At 46.5% G+C, this 21,176-nt stretch carries 21 protein-coding genes; 11 read left to right on the top strand and 10 right to left on the bottom strand.

Features of this window, described 5'->3' with window-relative positions; translation table 11 throughout:
• Positions 1-32: 32 nt before the first annotated feature.
• Positions 33-758 (top strand): twin-arginine translocase subunit TatC, encoded by a 726-nt coding sequence (tatC, locus tag C558_RS0120340; protein WP_018758139.1) that lies wholly within the window; start codon positions 33-35, stop codon positions 756-758.
• A 26-nt stretch (positions 759-784) separates the two neighbouring features.
• Positions 785-982 (top strand): twin-arginine translocase TatA/TatE family subunit, encoded by a 198-nt coding sequence (locus C558_RS0120335; protein WP_018758138.1) that lies wholly within the window; start codon positions 785-787, stop codon positions 980-982.
• Between the two features lie 80 nt (positions 983-1,062).
• Here the strand turns inward: C558_RS0120335 and C558_RS0120330 are convergent, their stop codons facing one another.
• Both C558_RS0120330 and C558_RS0120325 read right to left on the bottom strand, forming a co-directional pair.
• Complete coding sequence (locus C558_RS0120330; protein ID WP_245583845.1) at positions 1,063-1,965, bottom strand: DMT family transporter; 903 nt, start codon at positions 1,963-1,965, stop codon at positions 1,063-1,065.
• Positions 1,966-2,047: 82 nt separating this feature from the next.
• On the bottom strand, positions 2,048-2,818 hold the full coding sequence (locus C558_RS0120325) for a DeoR/GlpR family DNA-binding transcription regulator (RefSeq protein WP_018758136.1): 771 nt from the start codon (positions 2,816-2,818) through the stop codon (positions 2,048-2,050).
• Between the two features lie 285 nt (positions 2,819-3,103).
• Between C558_RS0120325 and C558_RS0120320 the strand changes: the two genes are divergently transcribed.
• The 4 genes from C558_RS0120320 (at position 3,104) to C558_RS0120305 (ending at position 6,679) form a co-directional block, all read left to right on the top strand.
• The gene (locus tag C558_RS0120320) at positions 3,104-4,306 is read left to right on the top strand and encodes an MFS transporter (RefSeq protein ID WP_018758135.1); all 1,203 of its coding nucleotides are present in this window, start codon (positions 3,104-3,106) and stop codon (positions 4,304-4,306) included.
• A gap of 125 nt (positions 4,307-4,431) precedes the next feature.
• Positions 4,432-5,286 carry a carbon-nitrogen hydrolase family protein gene (locus C558_RS0120315; RefSeq protein WP_018758134.1) on the top strand — a complete coding sequence of 285 codons (855 nt, stop codon included), beginning with the start codon at positions 4,432-4,434 and terminating at the stop codon, positions 5,284-5,286.
• A 10-nt stretch (positions 5,287-5,296) separates the two neighbouring features.
• The gene (locus C558_RS0120310) at positions 5,297-5,962 is read left to right on the top strand and encodes a GNAT family N-acetyltransferase (protein ID WP_018758133.1); all 666 of its coding nucleotides are present in this window, start codon (positions 5,297-5,299) and stop codon (positions 5,960-5,962) included.
• Between the two features lie 45 nt (positions 5,963-6,007).
• Positions 6,008-6,679, top strand: coding sequence for a hypothetical protein (locus C558_RS0120305; RefSeq protein WP_018758132.1), 672 nt, complete (start codon positions 6,008-6,010; stop codon positions 6,677-6,679).
• A gap of 81 nt (positions 6,680-6,760) precedes the next feature.
• Here C558_RS0120305 and C558_RS0120295 read toward each other — a convergent pair whose 3' ends face one another.
• The 3 genes from C558_RS0120295 to C558_RS0120280 all read right to left on the bottom strand — a co-directional run bounded on the left by C558_RS0120295 (position 6,761) and on the right by C558_RS0120280 (position 12,585).
• Entirely contained in the window at positions 6,761-11,335 is a 4,575-nt protein-coding gene (locus C558_RS0120295) for a discoidin domain-containing protein (protein WP_018758130.1), read from the bottom strand.
• Positions 11,336-11,578: 243 nt separating this feature from the next.
• Positions 11,579-12,007, bottom strand: a complete 429-nt coding sequence (locus tag C558_RS0120285) for a GNAT family N-acetyltransferase (RefSeq protein ID WP_018758128.1) — start codon at positions 12,005-12,007, stop codon at positions 11,579-11,581.
• 83 nt (positions 12,008-12,090) lie between these two features.
• Positions 12,091-12,585 (bottom strand): HAD-IIIA family hydrolase, encoded by a 495-nt coding sequence (locus tag C558_RS0120280; protein WP_018758127.1) that lies wholly within the window; start codon positions 12,583-12,585, stop codon positions 12,091-12,093.
• Positions 12,586-12,683: 98 nt separating this feature from the next.
• On the opposite strand from C558_RS0120280, the gene ku reads away from it, so the two are divergent.
• The 4 genes from ku (at position 12,684) to C558_RS0120260 (ending at position 16,192) form a co-directional block, all read left to right on the top strand.
• Positions 12,684-13,538 (top strand): non-homologous end joining protein Ku, encoded by an 855-nt coding sequence (gene ku, locus C558_RS0120275; protein WP_018758126.1) that lies wholly within the window; start codon positions 12,684-12,686, stop codon positions 13,536-13,538.
• A 1-nt stretch (position 13,539) separates the two neighbouring features.
• On the top strand, positions 13,540-14,481 hold the full coding sequence (locus C558_RS0120270) for an ATP-dependent DNA ligase (protein ID WP_018758125.1): 942 nt from the start codon (positions 13,540-13,542) through the stop codon (positions 14,479-14,481).
• A 19-nt stretch (positions 14,482-14,500) separates the two neighbouring features.
• On the top strand, positions 14,501-15,403 hold the full coding sequence (gene ligD / locus C558_RS0120265) for a non-homologous end-joining DNA ligase (protein WP_018758124.1): 903 nt from the start codon (positions 14,501-14,503) through the stop codon (positions 15,401-15,403).
• Positions 15,404-15,571: 168 nt separating this feature from the next.
• On the top strand, positions 15,572-16,192 hold the full coding sequence (locus tag C558_RS0120260) for a GyrI-like domain-containing protein (protein WP_018758123.1): 621 nt from the start codon (positions 15,572-15,574) through the stop codon (positions 16,190-16,192).
• On the opposite strand, the gene C558_RS0120255 is transcribed toward C558_RS0120260, so the two are convergent.
• The 5 genes from C558_RS0120255 to C558_RS0120230 form a co-directional block, all read right to left on the bottom strand.
• Entirely contained in the window at positions 16,193-17,002 is an 810-nt protein-coding gene (locus C558_RS0120255; RefSeq protein ID WP_018758122.1) for a PEP/pyruvate-binding domain-containing protein, read from the bottom strand. It abuts the gene before it with no gap.
• The gene (locus tag C558_RS0120250) at positions 16,999-17,721 is read right to left on the bottom strand and encodes a PEP-utilizing enzyme (protein ID WP_018758121.1); all 723 of its coding nucleotides are present in this window, start codon (positions 17,719-17,721) and stop codon (positions 16,999-17,001) included. The genes C558_RS0120255 and C558_RS0120250 overlap by 4 nt, the downstream gene beginning before the upstream one ends.
• Positions 17,722-17,978: 257 nt before the next feature.
• The gene (locus C558_RS0120240; RefSeq protein WP_018758119.1) at positions 17,979-18,353 is read right to left on the bottom strand and encodes a VOC family protein; all 375 of its coding nucleotides are present in this window, start codon (positions 18,351-18,353) and stop codon (positions 17,979-17,981) included.
• Positions 18,354-18,572: 219 nt separating this feature from the next.
• Positions 18,573-19,316 carry an SDR family NAD(P)-dependent oxidoreductase gene (locus C558_RS0120235; RefSeq protein ID WP_018758118.1) on the bottom strand — a complete coding sequence of 248 codons (744 nt, stop codon included), beginning with the start codon at positions 19,314-19,316 and terminating at the stop codon, positions 18,573-18,575.
• Positions 19,317-19,343: 27 nt separating this feature from the next.
• Positions 19,344-20,096, bottom strand: a complete 753-nt coding sequence (locus tag C558_RS0120230) for an SDR family NAD(P)-dependent oxidoreductase (protein ID WP_018758117.1) — start codon at positions 20,094-20,096, stop codon at positions 19,344-19,346.
• A gap of 144 nt (positions 20,097-20,240) precedes the next feature.
• Between C558_RS0120230 and C558_RS0120225 the strand changes: the two genes are divergently transcribed.
• Positions 20,241-21,149, top strand: coding sequence for a LysR family transcriptional regulator (locus C558_RS0120225; protein ID WP_018758116.1), 909 nt, complete (start codon positions 20,241-20,243; stop codon positions 21,147-21,149).
• The last annotated feature ends 27 nt before the right edge of the window (positions 21,150-21,176 follow it).

Genomic DNA, 21,176 nt, shown 5'->3' with positions numbered 1-21,176 from the left:
AACAACACCATCGATAGAAGCGGAGGGTTGATATGGAACAGGACAACTTGATATTTCACTTTGCGGAAGTGCGCAAACGATTGATTATCGTGGCCATTTGGTTCATTATGACCTTCAGTGCGGGACTCTATGTATCCCCGGCGATCTTGCTGTATTTGAAGTCGCAGCCTCTTGCAGAACCGATCGCTTGGAATGTGTTTTCGTTCACTGACGGGCTGTTGATCTATATGAAATGCGCCTTATTATTCGCATTATTGTTCACCGTTCCTGTCATGCTCTATCAGTTATGGGCATTCGCAAGACCGGGACTTACCGAGGAGGAGGCATCGAGCGCCTTCCCTTATATTCCGGTAGCGTTCCTGTTGTTCTTGACCGGGATGTCCTTCAGTTATTTCGTGGTCTTCCCGATGATGCTGCGATTCATGAAACGAATGAATCACACCATTGGCGCGATTGAAACCTATGGTATTGACCGATACTTCTCCTTTCTATTCGATTTGGTCATTCCCTTAGCTGCAGCCTTTGAGCTCCCAGTGATCATCTTGTTCCTTACCCGAATTGGATTATTGACACCGGAACGCCTCAAAATGACGCGAAAATATGCTTATTTGGGACTTGCAATATTCGGCTCTTGCATCTCACCGCCAGATTTCGTCTCCCATCTATCTGTTACGATTCCTTTAATCCTGCTGTTCGAGATAAGCATCTATATTTCGAGTAGACAATGGCGTCGGATGCAGACACGTACTGAATCATGAAATGGAATTAGAAAGGATGAAGGCACATGTTCAATAATATCGGTGTATCCGGATTGATAATAATTCTGGCGATCGCGCTCATTCTCTTCGGCCCATCTAAGCTGCCACAGCTAGGAAGAGCCTTTGGCGATACTTTACGGGAATTTCGCAACTCAACCCGAGGTATGGTTGAAGAAGATGATCATGAAGCAGATCCACAGACGAAGCAAATTGCTGAGAAATAAGTCTGACCGGTGACAATAAAAAGGAAGCTCTCCATTTTGCGACATTGGAGGCTTCCTTTTATGTGTGATAGGTTGTGCTGCTAAAATCCCGAGAAAGCAATGAGCAATATCCCCGCCACGACACTGCATGCTGCAGCAATTCTACGCATACCGCTCTTCTCTTTCAACACGAGAATACCGAGCACAGTACCGAAGACAATTCCCACTTCCCGAAGCGGCGAGATGTAGGATACTTGCACATGCTGCATCGCAAATAAGAATAATAAATAAGATCCCGGTGAAAGAACGGAACCAATCATAAAAGTTGGCCAATTGGATCGAATTACGGACTTCACACGTCTGGACTTGATCACACTTGGTGTTAATCCGATAATAAAACCAATATTCGTCAGAGCCAATAAACTTAATGGGGATAAATACAATAGATTCTGCTTATCAATCAAGGTGTAACACGTCACACACAATCCCACAGATAGAGCGTAAAGCCATGGTTTGTAGGAAGTGGTGAATTGGTTCTTCTTCCACGTCCATCCACTCATTAAGAAGAACCCTATTAACATACACGTAATTCCAATCCAGCCCCAAGCCGCTAACGATTCACCGAATACGAGGACCCCGAGCAGCGGAATGAGCAATGTCGCCGTACCACGCATCACAGGATACACTTGGGATAAATCCCCCATTTGATAGGTTCGAGATAATAAGGTTGCGTAAATGGCCTGCATGGCCATCGAAAGACCCATCCACACAAAAGCAACGACAGGGAAAGATTTTGACGCCAGCTCCATAAAGAGCGTGGGAAGTAGAACGACCGTTACAGGAATGAATATCAACCATAAGAACACACTCTTATTCTCGCTTTGCTTCGTGAATAAATTCCATACGGCGTGCGCCATACCCGAGCAAAGGACGAGTATTAGGGAGATAACGACCACCTGTGCCACCTTCACTTTCTTATGTATTTTGTACACAATACCACACAAACACACATAAACACAATATTAAATTTGCATTCTCGTGTGCGCAAAAAAACCCTAACACCATTCGGGTCAGGGTTCTTCGTATTTATAATGAATACGTAATTTCGATTCCGTGTTCTTTGTACTTCTGCACGATGTTTTCAGAGACATGAGAGTCCGTGACAAACCGTTCAACCTCAGTGGCACCGCAGATTTTGATAAGGGAGATCGCGTCAAACTTGCTGCTATCCGCCAGGGCGATCGTACGCTTCGCGTTCTTGTGCATAATCTTCTTAATCTGCATTTCCGCCAGGCCATAATCCGTAATCCCTTCGGTTAAGGTCACCCCGCTCATACTCATGAAGAATAAGTCCGCATGGAACCGGCTAGCGAACTCCTCAGCCAAATCACCAATTGTTCCCTGCTCTGAATTCCGAATAACCCCGCCGATCAGAATGATCGTATAGTTTGGCTTCGACATCAGATCATTCGCAATTGGAAGGGAGTTCGTAATAATCGTTAATCGATCGAATTTGTGCTTCAGCACTTGGGCGAAATGATTATTCGTCGTGCTCACGTCCAGTGCGATGGATTGGCCTTCTTCGACGAAGGACGCCGCAATCTCCGCGAGTTCATTCTTCTCTTCCAGATAGGTATTCTCACGCAGCGTCCGAGGAATTTCACGGCTGTAATCCATTTCTGTCAGGATCGCACCACCATGTACCCGTTTTAGGACCCCTTCACTTTCTAGGAATTCTAAATCTCTGCGAATCGTCTCAAATGATACCTGAAAGATCTGAATCAAATCCGAAGCTCTAATCGATTTCTCTTGCTGCAGCTTATGTAATATGGCTTGATGCCTTTCTTCTACGAACATCAATTTCCTCTCCTTTCTTATTCGAATATCGAAGAACAACCCTAAACACTCATTCCTCCAGTATAAACGACCGCTGCCCAAAAATAAACGTTATGGCGTATCGATCACTTTTCTGCCTTAATTTTCCGAAAAAGCTTGGTTAGCACCACCTAGTCCTCTCTTGTTCCCTATTATGCTCAGATATGAGCTTATTTCGGAGTTGAAGTAAGGCCTCTACGTTTATATTCATGATACAATTAAATTTCAAAATAGGACCGTGAATAGGCAGAATAGGATGTGAACCCCGTGGAATCTTGGAAAAAAAATCTCTATGTACTCTGGGCTGGCGTTTTCTTCTGCAGTACTGCTTTCTCCATGTCAGTCCCCTTTCTTTCCCTCTTTATCAGCAGTGATCTGCATGTAACGACGAATTTATCATTATGGTCCGGCATTGCGTTCGGCATTACGTTTCTAGCGAGTGCCATGATCGCCCCATACTGGGGATCACTCGCGGACAAATACGGTCGGAAGCCCATGCTGCTCCGCTCTGGATTCGCACTTGCCGGGATTTACGTCTTGACAGCGCTCGTACAGAACCCTTATCAACTAATCGCTGTGCGAATACTCTCAGGGCTTCTTGCAGGCTATGTCCCCGCTGCCATCGCGCTCGTCGGTACGAATACACCGGAGAAACATGTCGGTCACGCCTTAGGCATTATGGCGACAGCAAGCGCGGCAGGAAGTATTATTGGTCCGATGATCGGCGGTACCATGAGCCGATTCTTCGGTTATCGGGAGACGTTCTTCCTCTCCGCTGTGGTCGTGCTCATCGCTGCATTGATCGCACTAATCGGTATTAAAGAAGAGAAATTCGATCGCAACCGTGCCCGTTCGCATGTGATCGATGATCTCAAGCAAGCGGCAAGCAACAGGCCTCTCATGAATCAATTCGTTACTGTATTGATCGTCAGCGGATCGGTCATGATTCTTGAACCACTGCTTACGCTATATGTGCTGGATATGGGCATCACGCATGGCGATGCGTCCTTCAGCTCGGGTATCATTTTCTCCGCTGTTGGGATTGCGACCGTAATTGCCGCACCACAATGGGGCAAGCTCGGAGCCAAATACGGCTATCGCAAAATCTTGATGATTGGCTTAATTGGAGGTGGAATTGGGAATCTTCTTCAAATCTTCTTCCATCACATTGTTGGATTCGGTATTCTACGGTTCGTCTATGGACTCTTCTTCGCCGCCGTCTACCCTGCATTGAATGCCCTGATCGTGAAGGCGACTACACCAGACTTCCGGGGCCGCGCATTCAGCTTGAATCAATCAGCGAACCAGCTTGGCACGATGGCAGGCCCGATGATTGGCGGCGCGCTAGGTGGATGGCTGCCAATCCCATACGTCTTCGTCATTAACGGATTGCTGCTGTTGATGACAGCAGGAACCATCCGACTTCAGGATCGTAAGAAGCAGCAACAGGCAGTGAATAAGCTTGCATAAAAAGAAGGACCTTCACCTTGTTCATAAGACGGGTGAAGGTCCTATTTTTATACTTGTTCTATTGCTCCTTGTGCTTCATAATAGGAATGTTATTTGGAACAAGGTAAATTAAGGGAGGCGATGAAATGAAATTGCGGGTATCTGCCGTACAATATCATTTACACACCATTTCGAAATTTCAAGAATTCGCGGATCAAGTCGAGCATTATGTAAGAACCGCGGATGAGTTTAATACGGATTTTGTCCTCTTTCCCGAATTTCTGACTACTCAGCTCATGTCTATCGGGAACGACAAAGCCGCAGCTCTAACTATTCAAGAACTGCCAGATTATACGGATGCCTACTTAAGTCTCTTCACAGGACTCGCAAAAAAATACGGGATGCACATTATCGGTGGAACCCATGTCATCCGCAGGAACAACAAATTGTATAATGTTGCGCATCTCTTCTATCCGGATGGTCAGGTAGCAGAGCAAGCCAAAATTCATATTACGCCAACCGAAGTCACCGAATGGAACATGTCCGCTGGCGATGGCGTTGAAGTGTTCGAGACGGATAAAGGCAAGATCGGCCTTTTGACATGTTATGATATCGAGTTCCCTGAGATCGTTCGGATGGTGCGTGCGAAAGGTGCAGATGTCATCTTCTGTCCTTCCTGTACCGATGACCGACACGGCTTCCACCGTGTTCGCTATAGCTGCCATGCACGTACGATTGAGAATCAGATCTATGTCGTGACGACTGGAACCATCGGTTCCCTGCCGACCGTCGATTTCATGCGCGGGAATTTCGGACAAGCTGCAGTCTTGTCGCCGAACGATGTACCGTTTCCGCCGCGTGGCATTATCGCAGAGGGCGAGATCAATAACGACATGATTATTACAGCAGACCTCGATCTCTCGCTTCTGCATCAAGTCCGTGAGAGTGGATCCGTTACGACTTGGCGTGATCGCCGTACGGACCTCTATCCAGATTGGTAGGATGCCGTTAATGACTTACAACAAATCATTCTACGTATTTCTAGACGAGACGCCATTGCCTGTCACCATACGCAATTATCAAGAACAAGATATTGCTGAAATGATTGACATTCAACGAGAGAGCTTCCCGCCGCCCTATCCTTCCGAGTTATGGTGGAACACTGAACAGCTGCGCAGTCATATGGAGATGTTCCCTGAAGGTGCATTGTGCGCGGAGAGTGATGGGCATCTCATTGGGTCGATGACAGGTCTAATTACGCAATTCGATCCGAAGCATCCTGAGCATACTTGGGAGGAAGTCACGGATCATGGCTATATTCGCAACCATAATCCGAACGGAAATTCCTTATATGTGGTGGACATCGGTGTCCGACCTGCCTATCGCAAATGCGGCATCGGCAAATGGTTGATGCAGTCCATGTATGAGACGGTCGTACAGCTTCGATTGGAGCGCCTACTAGGCGGAGGACGGATGCCGGGCTATCATCGCTATGCAGACCAGATGACGCCTGAACAATATGCAAGTGCCGTGATGAAGGGTGATCTACGCGACCCTGTCATTACATTCCTGCTGCGCTGCGGCCGTACGCCGGTCGCTGTAGCCCACAATTATCTTGAGGACGAAGAATCCTGTAACCATGCGCTATTGATGGAGTGGAAGAACCCATTCCAATAAACGATAGACATGAATCCACATAAACTGAGAGGAGCAACGATGACTATGGAATATATCCGCATTACATCGATTGAAGATCCATTGTTCACCCAAATGCATAACTTAATGAAATCTATTTTCCCACCAGAAGAAGTGCTTGCCTTCGATCTCTGGAAAGAACCGTTACAAGATCCGGATATTCGCGTATTTGTTGCTGTCCATGAAGGACAAGTTGTCGGTTCAACAGAATACCGCTATGTCACAGCATTGAACGTTGCCATGACCGATTTCACGATTATTGGCAAGCCGGGCCTTGGCATTGGACGGTTCCTGTACAAAAACCGCGAGCGCGATCTTGACCAGCTAGCTGCCGAAGCAGGCGTTCAAATGCTCGGCATGTTCGCAGAAATCTATGACCCGTATCAATCCAATGAACTAGAATTCGGCGGTGTTGCGCCGATGAATCCGATCGTACGGCGTGAAGTGCTCTCACATATTGGCTACCAACGACTTGATTTCCCTTACGTGCATCCATCATGGGGCAATGACGGCGAAGCAGTGGACGGTCTTGACTTCTGTTTCATGCCAAAAGATGATCAGATGGCATCCCTGCCTGGTCAATTGATCGTTGACTTCCTATCTTGGTACTATTCGGTGCTTCCGAACAAACCACAAGCATGGCTTGATATGATCGAGCAGTTGAAGGAGACGGCGGAGGTTGCTCTTCGTCCGCTTTAATGCCTTATATCATCCATGCACCAAAAGACGCTCGCATCACCATGACCGGTGATGCTGAGCGTCTTTTTTACTTGCCTGCGTTTAGTTGACTGGGAATGCCTTCAACAAGACCGTCATCGACTCCGCACGCGTCGTCGAGGCACTCGGCGCGAATTGATTGCTGCCGCGCCCTTGAATCCAGCCTTGCTGCACAGCAGTATCAATGGCTCCGATCGCCCATGCTGGGATCAGCTTGTCATCGGCGAAGCTCGTTCTTGCGCTTGCGTTGGTAGACAGCTTCAATGCTCTCGCGACCATCGTCACCATCTCTGCGCGGCTGATCGGCTGATTCGGCATGAACCGTTGGTCCGCATAGCCTTGAATGAGTCCGAGCTCTACAGCTTGCGCCACGGCCTCACTCGCCCATGCCGGGATCGAGGATTGATCCGTGAACGCCTTCGTACGGCCTTCGTCGCTTAGCTGCATCGCTTTCGCGAGCCATACCGTGAACTCTGCCCGCGTCACGGACTGATCCGGCCTGAATGTTCCGTCCGGATATCCGTTCGTCATGTCGCGTTGCACGGCAGCTTGAATCTCCTTCGCAGCCCAGTGGCCTGCGATATCTTGGAATGCAGGCTTCGGTTCAGAAGGCTTGCGATCGATCGCAAAGACTGCGAATATGCCGACATCGCGTGTCTCCACTTGAATCGCACTCCCCGTTACCGTGCCTCCAAGTTCCACCCAACGCGCTGTTGCTTTATCGTATTGGAACACGGATGCTTGTTGATCTTTGCCTAGCTTGCTGGCATCAAACGTCAAGCTGATCTGAATCGGCTTGTCGAAGCTGCCTTTCACATCCTTCGACAATTCGAACACCGCGCTTAATGCATTCGGCTGCTGCTTGAGCATGTCAGCGGAATTGTCGATTTTCTTAAGCTGCAGCTTTGTCGTTTCTTTCGCTGCTCCTGCCGGAACAGAAACGGTGATCTGCTTGCCTAAGCTGACTGTGCCGGCTTCGCCAGCTTTGATCGTCGCTTCGCCTTCCTTCGCGGCTGGTGGTTGGACGGTGCCGGACGTTGATGAGCCAGGTCCAGGATTTTCAGGTTTTGGCCTTGGATTCTCCGTTTCATTGAATGACTTCTCCAATCGATCGTTCAGATCGCGCAGCGTATCCACTAAGGTCTCGAAATGATACGGGTATCGATCCAAGAGCTTCATCAATTGATTGCGAAGTTCTTGGTTCCCTTTGTTCATATCGATCAATTTCTCGGCTGCATCAATTAACGCTTTATATGGAACCATCAGATCATCACCATAAACTTCAAACTCATAGATGGAATAACCGTAGTATGCGCCATCTACCGGCGTTCTTTCAATCCCTTGGAATTTGACGTATCTTGCTTGCTTTGGATCGAATTTAATCGTACTCGTACCAAGTTTCCCATCAAATTCAAGGATTTTATCGTCATTCATTACATTGAACCACGTTTCTTTGTCATTGGATGCGAGAATTTTGAATTTTTTCGCTGCCGTCTCCCATCCGATGACGACCTTGCTGATATTTTGCGTTTTGCCCAAGTCAACAGTGAACCACGAATCTGCTTTGTACGTACTCGCCCAGCGCGTGTTCATATTGCCATCGACGGCTTGGCTCGAAGGTACCCATGCCGCCTCCATTCCAGAGGCATCTGTTGCCTGATGCAGCGCATAGTTGTTCACATCGAGCAGCGGAACGAATCGATTGTAGACTTGCAGATTATCGATCGTTCCTTTGAACGCGTTGGTTGCACTGCCGATTTTCGCGACAGGCAGGACGAGCGTCTGAATGCGATGCACCGGCTGTGCCAGGTTCTCGACGTATTCATTCCCATTCACATAGAGCGAGACGCCGTTGCTATCCCCTGTGAGGAGAATATGCGTCCATTGCCCTGCCGGCACTTTGTAATTGAATGCGCTATCATATCCTTCTTTAGAGAATCCTAATTTACCCTCGGTGCCGTGTTGCTTTAATTTTACCGTTCCCGCAGGCGATTCCATTAATACGGCATCGTCCGGATTGTCCGCATCCGGGTTAATCCACATGGAGACGGTCCAACCGAAGTTTAAGCTGTTGAGCGGTGTCTCCAAATAGCTAGTACCACCGTTGAAGTGGGCGCCTTGCCCATATTTTCCTTTGACAAAATCGACGTTATTGCCTCTTGCATTGTATCCGTTACCGGATGCGTCGTTGAAATTGTTTTCGAACGAATAATTAAGGACGCTTCCTTCCGTATTGTTGACTTTCACGTCATAAGAAAGGTGAGTATTCGGCGCATCTCCCATCCCCGCTGCCGTCTTCACAAATGTGTCGTAGTCCACATCGCTTCTCGCGCCATGCCACATTTTCTCGGACAATACCTGGATGGCAGGAACCAAGCGTACATGCGTATCGTCTGAGGACAGACCCGCTTCATACGAAATATCATTCCAGAGTGCGAACATGCCGCCCTTTAATTTCGGATGACCGAATGGCACTGTCTCGCCGTACCATTTCACAGGTTCCCATTCGTTATAGAGCAGTGAGGCATTTAAATAATCTGCATAAAGCCGCGGTACGAGGTACAAATAACTGTTGTTCGTATTAATGATGTCATATCCAAGTTCAATCGCCTGACTCGGCCCGCCATACGGCAAATGCCAGATCGCCATCGTCGCTTGATTGCTGACCGGCGTCTTGCCGGCATAGGCTTGCATGCCGCCCCATAAAATTGGATGCTTGCCTTTACTGTTGATGAAGTTGATCATCGTGTCCATGTACTTTCGGAAATCTTCCGTGTTGCCCGAATATTCATCGGTTCCGATCTGAACATCAGGACCTAAGAAGGTCGGTTCCCCGCCGTTGTAGCCGTCGATATATTCGGAGAAGAGATTCTTCACGAACTCGACCGTTTCCGGTTTGGAGATATCCAGATGTGAATCGTTGCCAAGATCCTTGTTATACTTTTCCTTGTAATACGTCGTGAACACGCGAGAGTGTCCTGGCGTATCGATCTCCGGAATGATGTTAATGCCATAATCCTGACCTAGTCGCTGCAAATTGCGGAACTCTTCCTTCGTGTAATGGCCATTCGAGCTCGCCAGCCCTGGATAGAGCTCACTTTCAAGTCTGAACGCTGCACGCTGATTATTATCCGGAAATGGTGTCCCAACATCGTCATTTAAATGAATTTGCAGGTCAGTCATCTTATACCAGGCCATCATCTTCACGTAATCCCGAAGGAAATCAATCGTATAGAATTTACGAGACACGTCGATCATAAATCCGCGTGTCTCGTATTTCGGATAGTCGCGTGACAACCCCTTCGGAATCTGATCATGACCTTCATCCTGCTTCAGGATTTGGAGTACAGATCGCGTCCCGCTGAATACCCCCTTGACCGTCGGTGCCGTAATGGACACATAATCAGCGATATCGAGTATGTAACCTTCTTGACCTAAGACCTTATCCGACGGATTTAAGGACAAGTACAGATCTCCGCTCGATGGAGACCCTTGGGTAACTTGCAATTCTAATCCCGTAATCGCTTTCATGTCTTCTTGAACGATCGCTGCTGATTTGGCTAACGACTGGTCATTATAGACAATCTTCGCTGAAGGCGATAAGGTATATTGACCTGTTCTCCCAATCCATTCTTGCAGGGATGGAATGACTTTCGGTTCCTCATTCAATCCTTCGATCTGCTGATTTAATCCTGTAACCGTAACTTCGAAAGACGGCGTTATCGCTTTCTGCGTTGGGTCCTCCACGCTCTGCACTTGCAGCATCACATGAACTTGTTTATCCACCAATGGGGGGTGAATGACGCCTTCCTTGTCAATGACAGGCAGCGCATCCGATCCATAGATAGAGATTTGATAACCTTCCGGTACAGACGGGAATGGGAACTCGGTCTGTCCTTGGCTGATCGGTTCAATACCGCGAATCCCTTTGATGATTTTCGCTAGCGGGTCTTCACTGTAGACCTCGAACTCATAGAATGAGTACCCATATAGAATGCCATCTACCGGTTTCCGCTCAACCCCTACAAACTTGACGTATCTTGCTTCTCTTGAAGGGAAATTTAGGACTTCCGTTCCGCCTTGGCAATTAATAATGCCATCATTCTCAAGTGTAATGTCCTCCCAATTATCACCATAGACCGAAGTCAGCACGCGGTAGGACGTGGCTGGCGTCTGCCAGCGGATAATGACTTGGCCAACATCTTTTTTCTCTCCCAGATCAACTTCGAACCACTGATCATCGAATTTGTCGGAAGACCAGCGACTCGTTAGATCGCCATCGACGGCGTTTTTAGGAAAATGCGCATAATCAACTTCATTGCCCGACACCCTAACCTGCTTATGTAGCGCGTAATTTTCCCTTGCGCCGCTCGGCGCTGTTGCCGATACAATTTCTTGCGCGTTAGGCATGTCAGGTGAGACAATCGCATCCGGCATATCTTCCGGAGGTGGTGCCGTCGGTAAGTCTGGCTCTGTCCCCGGTACCGGAATCTCCGGTGCCGGCTGCACAATCTCGTCCGTACCTCCTGCTCCTTCTGCGAACATCACCTGCGGATTTACGGAAAAAACAATCGAAAAAAACAAGATAACCGATAACAACAACGAACACCACTGTCGATACCTTTGGCTTGGCTTCATTCCTCATCCTCATTTCCTCGTATGAAATGATATATTGTGTTTTTCGTACTGCTAACTTGAGTACTCGTCATAGGCGGTTCCCGGGCGCCCATTCCTTACCAAGAGGCCTCCTCACAGTTAATACTATGAGACGTGTTCGTCATAGAAAAATAGATAAGTTCTTACTTTCATATACATTTGTTTACATTTTCATCATATTAATAAATAAAATCCCATCAAATCTACTTGATGGGATTCGGAACGCTATGAAATAGACTTTTGCAGATAATAGCGTTGATGACCTAAGGGACAATTTTCTAAAACGCCGAAAATCATATAACCGTGTTTCAAATAAAAATCTTTGGCTTGAAAATCAAAGGTATCGACATGAATCAGATGACATCCATGCGCTTTTGCCGCGTTCTCGATCTCTGTTAATAACCGGGACCCTAGACCCGTTTTCCGATAGTCCTCACGTACCCACAATGCGTCGATCGCAATGCATTTCCACGCATAATGAATACAGTTTATCCCAGCAATAATGTCGCCGTTTTCATCTTTTATATGCCTATTGATAGCCTCAACTGGAATAGGTAGTTCAAAAGGCACGTGTGATTCATTGTAATCGCAAATTCCTTTCTCGATAAAATCCATATCCTGCTTTGAACTTTCTAATATCCGTGTTGTATTCATGATTATTTCAATTCTCTCCTTTATGTCAGTACTTTCATTCTAAAGGAGCCAGAAATAATGTATAGATAAAAAATCGTTATAAATCATTTATGCCCTACGCTATCAAGTCGGAAGAACGCATCTGTCCATACGAAATCAACACCTGCATCCTTCGCAGCTGCTTCATCTTCAGGACGATCACCTATATAAATAACACCCTCCGAAGCCGCTTCAGGGTTCATAGCGATATGCTCCCGAAGCATCAGGCCGGAAGGCTTCCGACGGGCAACAGCTTCGCGCTTCCGATAACGAGGAATACGTGCTTTCGGATGGCCATAGCTCACTTGGACAGCAGGATATGGCACGAGCTCAAGGGCATCGAACAGGGCATGAATCCTCTGCATCGCCTTCTTCTCTGTAATATGTCCAAACGCAACACCGGCCTGATTCGTGACAATGCCAATGGAATGCCCTTGTGCTAACAAGGCATGCAGAATCTCTTTTCGATTGGGCAAAATTGTCCAGAGATCATAATTCCGATCCGGATTATCCATATATGAACTAATCAGTGTTCCATCCAAGTCGAATAAGACCAGCATTCGCAATCCCTGCTCCCTTTTCCCATTATAAATCGCAGTTATCTGGACCATACTAATGACAAGCCTGTACGAAAAACGTTCATGGAGGTTGATGAGTCATGCATACAGTCTGGAAAGGCGCCATCAGTTTTGGGTTAGTCAACGTTCCTGTGAAAATGTTCTCGGCAACGGAAGATAAAGATATCTCGATGCGTTACATTCATAAGAAATGCAATACGCCCTTATCCTATGTAAGAAAATGCAAAACATGCGATACCGAAGTGGAGTGGGAAGAAATTTCGAAGGGTTATGAGTATGAACCTGGAAAATTCGTTATTTTCGAGAAGGATGAACTGGAGAAATTGTCCGGAGAGATCACTAAGGAGATCAAGATTCTGGACTTCGTCCATTTGAACGATATCGATCCGATCTTTTTCCAGAAAACGTATTATCTCTCCCCGATTGAAACTGGAGCGCATGCGTATAATCTACTGCTCGAATCGATGAAGCAAACGCAGAAAATTGGTATTTCTCAAGTATCTATTCGCTCCAAGAGCAGTCTCGCCGCCATTCGCGTGATCGACAATTGTATTGCGATGGAGACGATCTTCTACCCTGATGAGATTCGACCCGTCAGCCAAGTGCCGAACTTGCCGCAGACGCCTGTAACCGTGAATGAGAAAGAACTGGATATGGCGAAAATGTTGATCGACCAACTAACGACTCCTTTTGAGCCTGAGAAGTATAAAGATACGTACCGCGTAGCATTACTGGAAGCCATCGAACATAAAATCGCCGGAGAAGAAATTAATGTAGCACCAGCAGCACAGAAGACGAATGTCATAGATCTGATGTCGGCATTGCAGGCGAGCCTTGATGTCGTGAAGCCAGTTGTCGCAGCAGACACGGGTGGACCAGCACCTACCAAACCGAAGCCTCGAAGCCGCAAAAAGGCGAAGGAAACGGCTTCTTAAGATGGGATTCACCGGACTGCATGTTTATGGTATGACCCTTCCGATTAAGCCGATGTCCCCCATCTATCAAGATCAACTTCCGACGGGATCCGATATTGGGTATCAATTAAAGTGGGACGGCGTTCGCTCTCTCGCTGTTTTATCGGAAGGGAATGTCACGCTCTATTCTAAGAACATGCTTACGCAAAATGCTGCTTTCCCTGAAATCGTAGCGCTGCTGCAGAAGCAATTCCCAAGTGGCAACCTCCTGCTTGACGGGGAGCTCGTCATGTTCGATACCGTATTGCAGCGGCCCGATTTCAAACGTATCCAACAGCGTGTTCGCAGCAAACGTGTCGTGTCAACCGAGTCACAATATCCAGATCATCAACCGATGTACGTCGTCTTCGATATTCTCCATGAAAACGGTTTAGATTGGGCACTCAAGCCTTTTCGGTCGCGTCATCAGCGTCTGAATGAATTATTGCCGGAGAAGCTGCCGCAGCTTTTCGTGACCGATCTATTCTTGAATGGGGACCTGCTCTGGAACTGGGTGGAAGAGCGTCAGTGGGAAGGTGTTGTTAGTAAACGCTTAACAAGCCGATACCATGAAGGCAAGAAACATCAAGATTGGTGGAAACGTAAAACATCCATCCTGCGTGAAGTCGACATCTATGGTATTACCATTCGCGAAGGCCGTGTGGCAAGTATGGTCATGGTGAGCGACGGGGCTTACTTCGGCCGTGTTTCGTTAGGACTGAATGGTGCAGACAAGGAGCAATTAATGAACTACGCGGCAACTCATCCGGCTTCGAGCGCACCCTTCTCTCCACTTCCTATGGATCTAAAAAAAGAACACGTCCTGTGGCTATCTAAGCCGCTAAGCTGTGAAGTCACAGGTCTTGAGATAACGCATCAAGGTGTGCTTCGGCATCCGAAAATTAGCCGCAAACCCAAAATATGATTCGATAAGGAGCAAACACATGAGCGTTGTCCAGAAAGAGAAAATCAGGATAGACGGCAACGAACTCACCATTTCGAATCCCCATAAGCTTCTCTGGCCGGAAGCTCAAGTGACGAAGCTGGATTACTTGAACAAGCTCGTGTTTCTTGCTCCATATCTGCTCCGATATTGTGCCAATCGCCATCTGACGACCATTCGGTATCCGAATGGCGTTCAGGCTAAATCGTTCTACCAGAAAAATTGTCCAACAGGAAAACCAGATTTCGTGCAAACTGCCCCATTAGAAGATATTGATTACGTGAACCTCAATTCGTTATCCACCCTCATGTGGCTTGGCAATCTCGCCTGCCTGGAATTTCACCCATCACTTCATTATATAGGCCATACGGCACCCGTCGAGTGGATCATCGACCTCGATCCGAGTCGCGACCCGGAACCACGCATCATGGAAGCAGCGCAAGCGATTGGTGAAATTCTCGATTCGCTGCGCATTACCTCCGTGCCCAAAACCTCTGGTGCTACCGGTGTACAGATCTACGTTCCTCTTCCGACCGACGAGCGGTATTCGTTCGATCAATTGCGCCAGCTTGGGCATTTCATTGCCTCTTTCGCGGTACAGAAGTACCCAAAGCTATTCACGATTGAACGGTTCAAGAAAAATCGCGGGGACTTAATCTATATTGATTATCTTCAGCATGGCTATGGAAGAACGCTCTCTGCCCCCTACACACCACGCGCAAGACCGCATGCGACACTCTCTACGCCGCTGCTCTGGTCCGAAGTGGCTCTTCGCCCCGATGCAAAAGAGTTTAATCTACATAACATTGAAGAACGATTAAAGAAGCTAGGAGATTTGATCATGCGAGTTCCTGGACAGAATTTGGATACGGTGCTCGAACGGTTAGGCACAGTGATACACTAAGTATTATTTTGCGAGTTGACTAAGCATTTTCTTTCTCCGGTAAACACTTAAAATGATTCACACAACGGCTAGATTAACAACCAGTCACATTTGAATAATCGATCCATTTCATTTAAGATATCCTCGAGGCTAGCCAAATGGATTCATAGATGAATGGGAGTGAATGCGATGAAATATGAATGGAGAAAAAAAGAAAAAGATCTCTATCTTCCGAAAAACGAACCCGTGCTCATCACCGTACCCAAGCAGCAATTTCTAATGATTCGAGGCAGAGGAAACCCGAACTCTACAGCATTTTCTGCAAAAGTCGAGGTCCTCTATGCTCTATCTTACGCCATTCGAATGATGCCTAAGCAAGGGTATACGCCACCTGGTTACTTCGAATATACGGTGTATCCGCTAGAAGGTGTGTGGGATCTAGCCGAGGAAAGCCGCTCTATTGAGACATTGAACCTAGACGACTTGATCTACACGATCATGATTCGCCAACCTGATTTCGTCACCGAAGATGTTGTCAGCCGCGCGTTAGAGACAACGAGGAAGAAGAAACCGACCCTTGCTCTTGATGAGGTTGTGTTCGATTCCATTGAGGATGGCAAGTCCGTCCAAATGCTGCATGTGGGACCTTTTGCCGATGAAGTACATAGCTTCACGAGAATGAAGCAATTCATGCAAGAGCATAACTTAGAGCTTAGCACACGTACCCATCGCGAAATTTACTTGACGGATAATACGAAGACAGAACCTTCCAAGATGAAGACAGTATTGCGGTATTTTCATGTAAAATAGCTAAGTCGTCATTTTCCGGCACTGCAGTAGATACAACGAATTGCTCGCAAAGGCCCATTCCAAATCAAGTCCTGCTCCGAAATGCTCTTCACTGGTTTGGGCTAAGCGATCAAGTTGTCTAACTTGATTATCGTTGAGACTAGCCTGGTCTTTCAGATGGTCTTCAAGTTCAACTTCAACCGTGCCTCCGTTCAATGAGGTATAAATCGCTGTATCTTGCATTCCTCTAACCAATTGACTACTCGTTACTCCTCTATTAACCCTGTATTGATCAGGAATAATTCTACCTGATACAACACTCTCCCCTAGCCCCCAGCATGATTCAATGATCCGTTCATCAATATGCGTAATCGGATGCCTTGTAAACATCACACCTGAACAATTAGCTCTGACCGTTTGCTGTATAATAACAGCCATCTTCGGGGTCGATGTCACCCCCATTTTGTTACGATATTGATTAGCTTGATCGGAATGAATAGAGGATGCAACCCGCCGAATTGCATTCAAAATTTGGGATCGATTCGTCAAATGAAGTTCAGTCCTAAATATTCCTGCATAACTTGCCTGCACCCCATCTTCACCGACAGCGGAAGATCTAACCGTACAGGAATCTCCTAGTAGAGATATAATTTCATCTAACCCATTTAATAAATGCTCATTTTCATTGTTTACAATCTCCTGAACAGACTGATACGATACGCCAAAGCCCATGGGTACAGGCAATCCAGCTCGCATTGCAAATCCTAATTGTACAGCCTTCCCGCCATAAGAAATTTCATCGGATACGTTCATAAGTGGTAGAATACTCATCTTGTTAACCTCACCACAATCCCTGTATCTGCATCGAGTCTGATCCGCTCTCCATCTTGAATTGTCTTCGTTGCATCTTTACAGCCAACAACACAAGGTAAGTTGAACTCTCTAGCTAAAATGGCTGCATGACATACTAACCCGCCTTTGTCCGTTACTAGACCCGTGACAAGACTTGCATAAGGTACGAAGTTCGGAGCTGTCATTGAAGTAACAAGAATATCTCCTTGGTTGAGTTTCGATATATTGGTTTCATCCAGAATGACACGAGCGATACCTTCCACAACACCACGGCTTACACTCATTCCACTCGTGATGTACTCGACAACGGATTCATTTCGAGTCATCTCTACACCCGACGTGTTCTGTCTCTCGTTCAAGAGATCTCTTAATTCTTTACTCCATGGCAGATCCGCGAAAATTCCAGCTTCGACACGAGCATGTAGTTCATATATCGCACGATCAAAACAAATGATCAAATCGTATGCCTTCAGTTCTTCTTGTTTTTCCAATAATTCAATGTAACGCTGCTTGTATTTAGGAATATGTGTTTTGAAAAGATTTAAATAAGGTAATGTGGACTTCACCGCTTTACGCATCTTGATTTCATTATTCTGGATACGATCTTCTTGATAACTTAGTATTTCTTGATACACAGTCCGTAGAATCACTTTTAATTCCTCGACTTCGTTTGGATACAAATTTCTAATTGTATTCATTGGCATTCCCCCCCTCATTCATTCTGAACAACAAAAAAGACCATGGCGTACATCACCATGGTCCTATCCCAATTACTCATGAATTAATTACGCATACAAAATATACGTATCGAGTAAGGGTGGTACAATGAGATTACAACGCACGTTCATCATTCTGTGATCCTTGAATTCAAACAGCTTCAACATTGAACACTCACCCTCTCCTATAAAAAGTAAATTCCTACCATAATCGTAATGCCACACTTATGATTTGTCAATTACATCCACTCTAAAAATTCAATCCGATTGCCAAAAGGGTCCTGTACATAGAAACGCTTCACGCCCTCGTCCGCCCGTGCCGTATCATCCATCACTTGAATAAGGTTCTGGAGAAAGTAAGCCCGTAATGCATCAATTTGATGCACTTGAAATGCTGGATGGGCCTTGGTTGCAGGCACAAAGTCCTTGTGCACACCGATATGCACTTCATGCCTTCCACATCGGAACCACACACCACCTCGTTGCTTGAGCGGTTCAGGCTTCGGAATTTCTGGCCAACCCAAGAGATGATGATAGAAATTCCTAGCTTCACTTTCACAACCCTCAGGTGCTGCAAGTTGAACATGGTCCAGACCAACAAATTCGTATGCCAATGAAAGTCACCCTCTCTTTGTCTCACCATATGAAACCCAGTTTCATTATATATAATTCCATTTTATAGTAAAGCAACCAACATTGCTAGTGATATTTGGGACTCTAACAAGCAAAAAGCATATCATCAACAAGATTTCATACAATCTTTGCATACAAAAAAAGACGACTGCTACCCATATTTCTATCGGTAACCGACGTCTTTGACCTATTCGGCTGAATTATTGAGCGGTATATCCTCCGTCGACAAGCAAGCTTGTACCTGTAACAAAAGATGCATCATCGCTTGCCAGGAAGAGAACAGCTTTGGCTACCTCTTCAGGCTTGCCTAGCCGCCCCATCGGATGAAGACTCACAAGATGTTCATTAAGCGCTTCATTGCGTCCTTCAATCAATGGAGTATCAATATAACCTGGGCAAATGGCGTTGACTCGAATTCCTTCTTGGGCATAAGTAATACCCAGTGTCTGCGTCAATAACTTCACGCCACCCTTCGCCGATGCGTAAGCTGTAACACCATGTTTACCAACATGACTATGAATGGATCCACAGTTCACGATCGCGCCACCTGTACCCTGCTTGAGCATTTGCTCAATTGCATATTTATCACAGAGGAACACACCTGTTAAGTTAATGTCAATCGTACGCTGCCATGCCTCCATATTCAGCACATGGGCTGGTCCGTCTTTGGCAATCCCTGCATTTGCATATAGTATATCCAATTGGCCGTATTTCTCTACCGTAGCCTCAATCATATGTTTTACTTGCTCTTCATTCGTTACATCGGTCTTAATGTAGAGTGTATCCTTGCCCTCTGCATTCAATGTATCTGACAATTGTTGACCGCGATCAGAGAAGTCCGCAATGACTACTTTCGCTCCTTCATTTGCAAATAATTTGACAGTCGCTTCACCAATCCCACTAGCTCCACCGGTTACAATCGCTACTTTATTAAGTAATTTCATGGCTAATACCCCCTATTCGTCTCTAACTTACTTCGCTGTTGCCCCACCATCGACGACGAACTCGCCGCCTGTCACATGAGATGCTTCATCTGAAGCAAGGAACAGCACCATGTTCGCAATATCTTGAACCGTACCAAGACGACCGTTCGGCGATAGATCCGCTAATGCGTCTTTAGAAGCCTTGGTTGTTGCAGCCGCATAGTCAACCATCCCTGTATCAATGTAACCAGGATGAATGGAATTCACTCGAATACCAGCGGCAGCGTACTCGATGGCAGCATCTTTAGACATCAATCGAACCGCACCTTTACTTGCACCATATAGCACGTGGCCTGAAGCGCCTTTGATCCCTGCAATCGAAGAGGCATTGATAACGGAACCTTTCCGCTGTGCAGCCATGATTGGCATCACATGTTTCATCCCTAAGAATACACCCGTTACATTGATTCCCATCAGGCGATTCCAGTCTTCGATCGTGATCTCTACAAGCGGCTTAATAATATAAATTCCTGCATTATTGAACAAAATATCAATATTCGCATAGGCTTCTTTCGCTTGTTCCACCACTTGAATCCAATCGGTTTCTTGGGAGACATCATGCCGAATGGCCAATCCCTCTCCACCTAACCGAATGATGTCTTGAACAGTATCCTGAGCGCTCTGTAACTGAATATCTGTGACAATCACTTTGGCACCTTCTTGTGCGAACCGGAGCGCAGTCGCTCTCCCAATCCCTGTGCCGCCGCCTGTAATGAGTGCAACTTTCCCTTGTAGTCTCATCGCCCAACACCTCTCAGTATGTGATATATTTCATTGCAAATGGTTGATCTTAATGGATTCATTGTAGCACTGTTGATCATTTAATAATAATTAATTATAGTTACTATTAGTTAAGTATTACTTAAGTAATAGAGGTGCAGCAATTTGAATCTCGAACAATTAGAATATATCGTGGAAGTTGCAAAGACAGGCTCTCTAACCAGTGCCGCACAGAACAAACATGTCACCCTATCCGCAATCAGCCAATCCATCAGTCATTTAGAGACGGAATTAGGAGTTCACTTATTCACACGTTCCCGATTGGGAGCAGCTCTGACACCCGAAGGAAAATTAATCATTCAGAGAGCCTATGATATTCTTCATAAAGTTCAGGATTTGCGCGATGAAGCCGAAGGTTATTCGAACCATGTCAGCGGTGAACTCCGCGTCGCTTCGATCCCAGGTCCGATGTCGTTATGGGTAGATTCGCTGATGGGATTCAAACGCGCCTATCCGAATATCCGTATGGAAATCACGGAGAAGGGCTCACAGGAAATCCTCGATGATATTCGGCATAATAAGCTGGACATCGGCCTCATTATCAAATCCGAGCATATCCATCAAAATCTAACGGGGCTCACTTTCGAACCGTTGCTGCAAGGACGGATCGTTGCCGGAGTCAGTCGGCAATCCCCACTCGCGTTGCGGAACACTGTCACAGCTGAGCAGCTTCGAAATGAGACATTAGCGATTTATCAAGATGATTATGTCACGTGGTTCGTTCAATATTTCCAAGAAAAATACGGTTCCGTCAATCTGCTGTATACCTCGAACAATACCGATGCGATTCGCACATCCGTCATCAATCATCAAGCGGTAACCCTAGGAATGGATTTCTCATTCCTTCACGGACCAGATCTATTCGCCTCAAAAATCATTACACTCGAGCTCGAGTCCATTGATCAGCAGCCTGTTTACCTGGGTTGGGTACGCGCTGAAGGGAAGCACTTCTCTGGTATTTATCGTAATTTCATTGCACGCCTGAAGGAGGATATCGACTCTTCCCATCCCTAATTCGAGCAAAATAAAGACGGACCTCTT

It is taken from the genome of Paenibacillus terrigena DSM 21567 (assembly GCF_000374845.1).
Lineage (GTDB): Bacteria > Bacillota > Bacilli > Paenibacillales > Paenibacillaceae > Paenibacillus_K > Paenibacillus_K terrigena.
This window is presented reverse-complemented; position numbering and strand designations above follow the sequence as displayed.

Bases quoted from the DNA above. Each gene is read 5' to 3' on its own strand.
- tatC (WP_018758139.1), top strand. From the start codon at position 33: ATGGAACAGGACAACTTGATATTTCACTTTGCGGAAGTGCGCAAACGA.
- C558_RS0120335 (WP_018758138.1), top strand. From the start codon at position 785: ATGTTCAATAATATCGGTGTATCCGGATTGATAATAATTCTGGCGATC.
- C558_RS0120325 (WP_018758136.1), bottom strand. From the start codon at position 2,818: ATGTTCGTAGAAGAAAGGCATCAAGCCATATTACATAAGCTGCAGCAA.
- C558_RS0120315 (WP_018758134.1), top strand. From the start codon at position 4,432: ATGAAATTGCGGGTATCTGCCGTACAATATCATTTACACACCATTTCG.
- C558_RS0120310 (WP_018758133.1), top strand. From the start codon at position 5,297: ATGACTTACAACAAATCATTCTACGTATTTCTAGACGAGACGCCATTG.
- C558_RS0120305 (WP_018758132.1), top strand. From the start codon at position 6,008: ATGGAATATATCCGCATTACATCGATTGAAGATCCATTGTTCACCCAA.
- C558_RS0120295 (WP_018758130.1), bottom strand. From the start codon at position 11,335: ATGAAGCCAAGCCAAAGGTATCGACAGTGGTGTTCGTTGTTGTTATCG.
- C558_RS0120285 (WP_018758128.1), bottom strand. From the start codon at position 12,007: ATGAATACAACACGGATATTAGAAAGTTCAAAGCAGGATATGGATTTT.
- C558_RS0120280 (WP_018758127.1), bottom strand. From the start codon at position 12,585: ATGCTGGTCTTATTCGACTTGGATGGAACACTGATTAGTTCATATATG.
- ku (WP_018758126.1), top strand. From the start codon at position 12,684: ATGCATACAGTCTGGAAAGGCGCCATCAGTTTTGGGTTAGTCAACGTT.
- C558_RS0120270 (WP_018758125.1), top strand. From the start codon at position 13,540: ATGGGATTCACCGGACTGCATGTTTATGGTATGACCCTTCCGATTAAG.
- ligD (WP_018758124.1), top strand. From the start codon at position 14,501: ATGAGCGTTGTCCAGAAAGAGAAAATCAGGATAGACGGCAACGAACTC.
- C558_RS0120260 (WP_018758123.1), top strand. From the start codon at position 15,572: ATGAAATATGAATGGAGAAAAAAAGAAAAAGATCTCTATCTTCCGAAA.
- C558_RS0120255 (WP_018758122.1), bottom strand. From the start codon at position 17,002: ATGAGTATTCTACCACTTATGAACGTATCCGATGAAATTTCTTATGGC.
- C558_RS0120250 (WP_018758121.1), bottom strand. From the start codon at position 17,721: ATGAATACAATTAGAAATTTGTATCCAAACGAAGTCGAGGAATTAAAA.
- C558_RS0120235 (WP_018758118.1), bottom strand. From the start codon at position 19,316: ATGAAATTACTTAATAAAGTAGCGATTGTAACCGGTGGAGCTAGTGGG.
- C558_RS0120230 (WP_018758117.1), bottom strand. From the start codon at position 20,096: ATGAGACTACAAGGGAAAGTTGCACTCATTACAGGCGGCGGCACAGGG.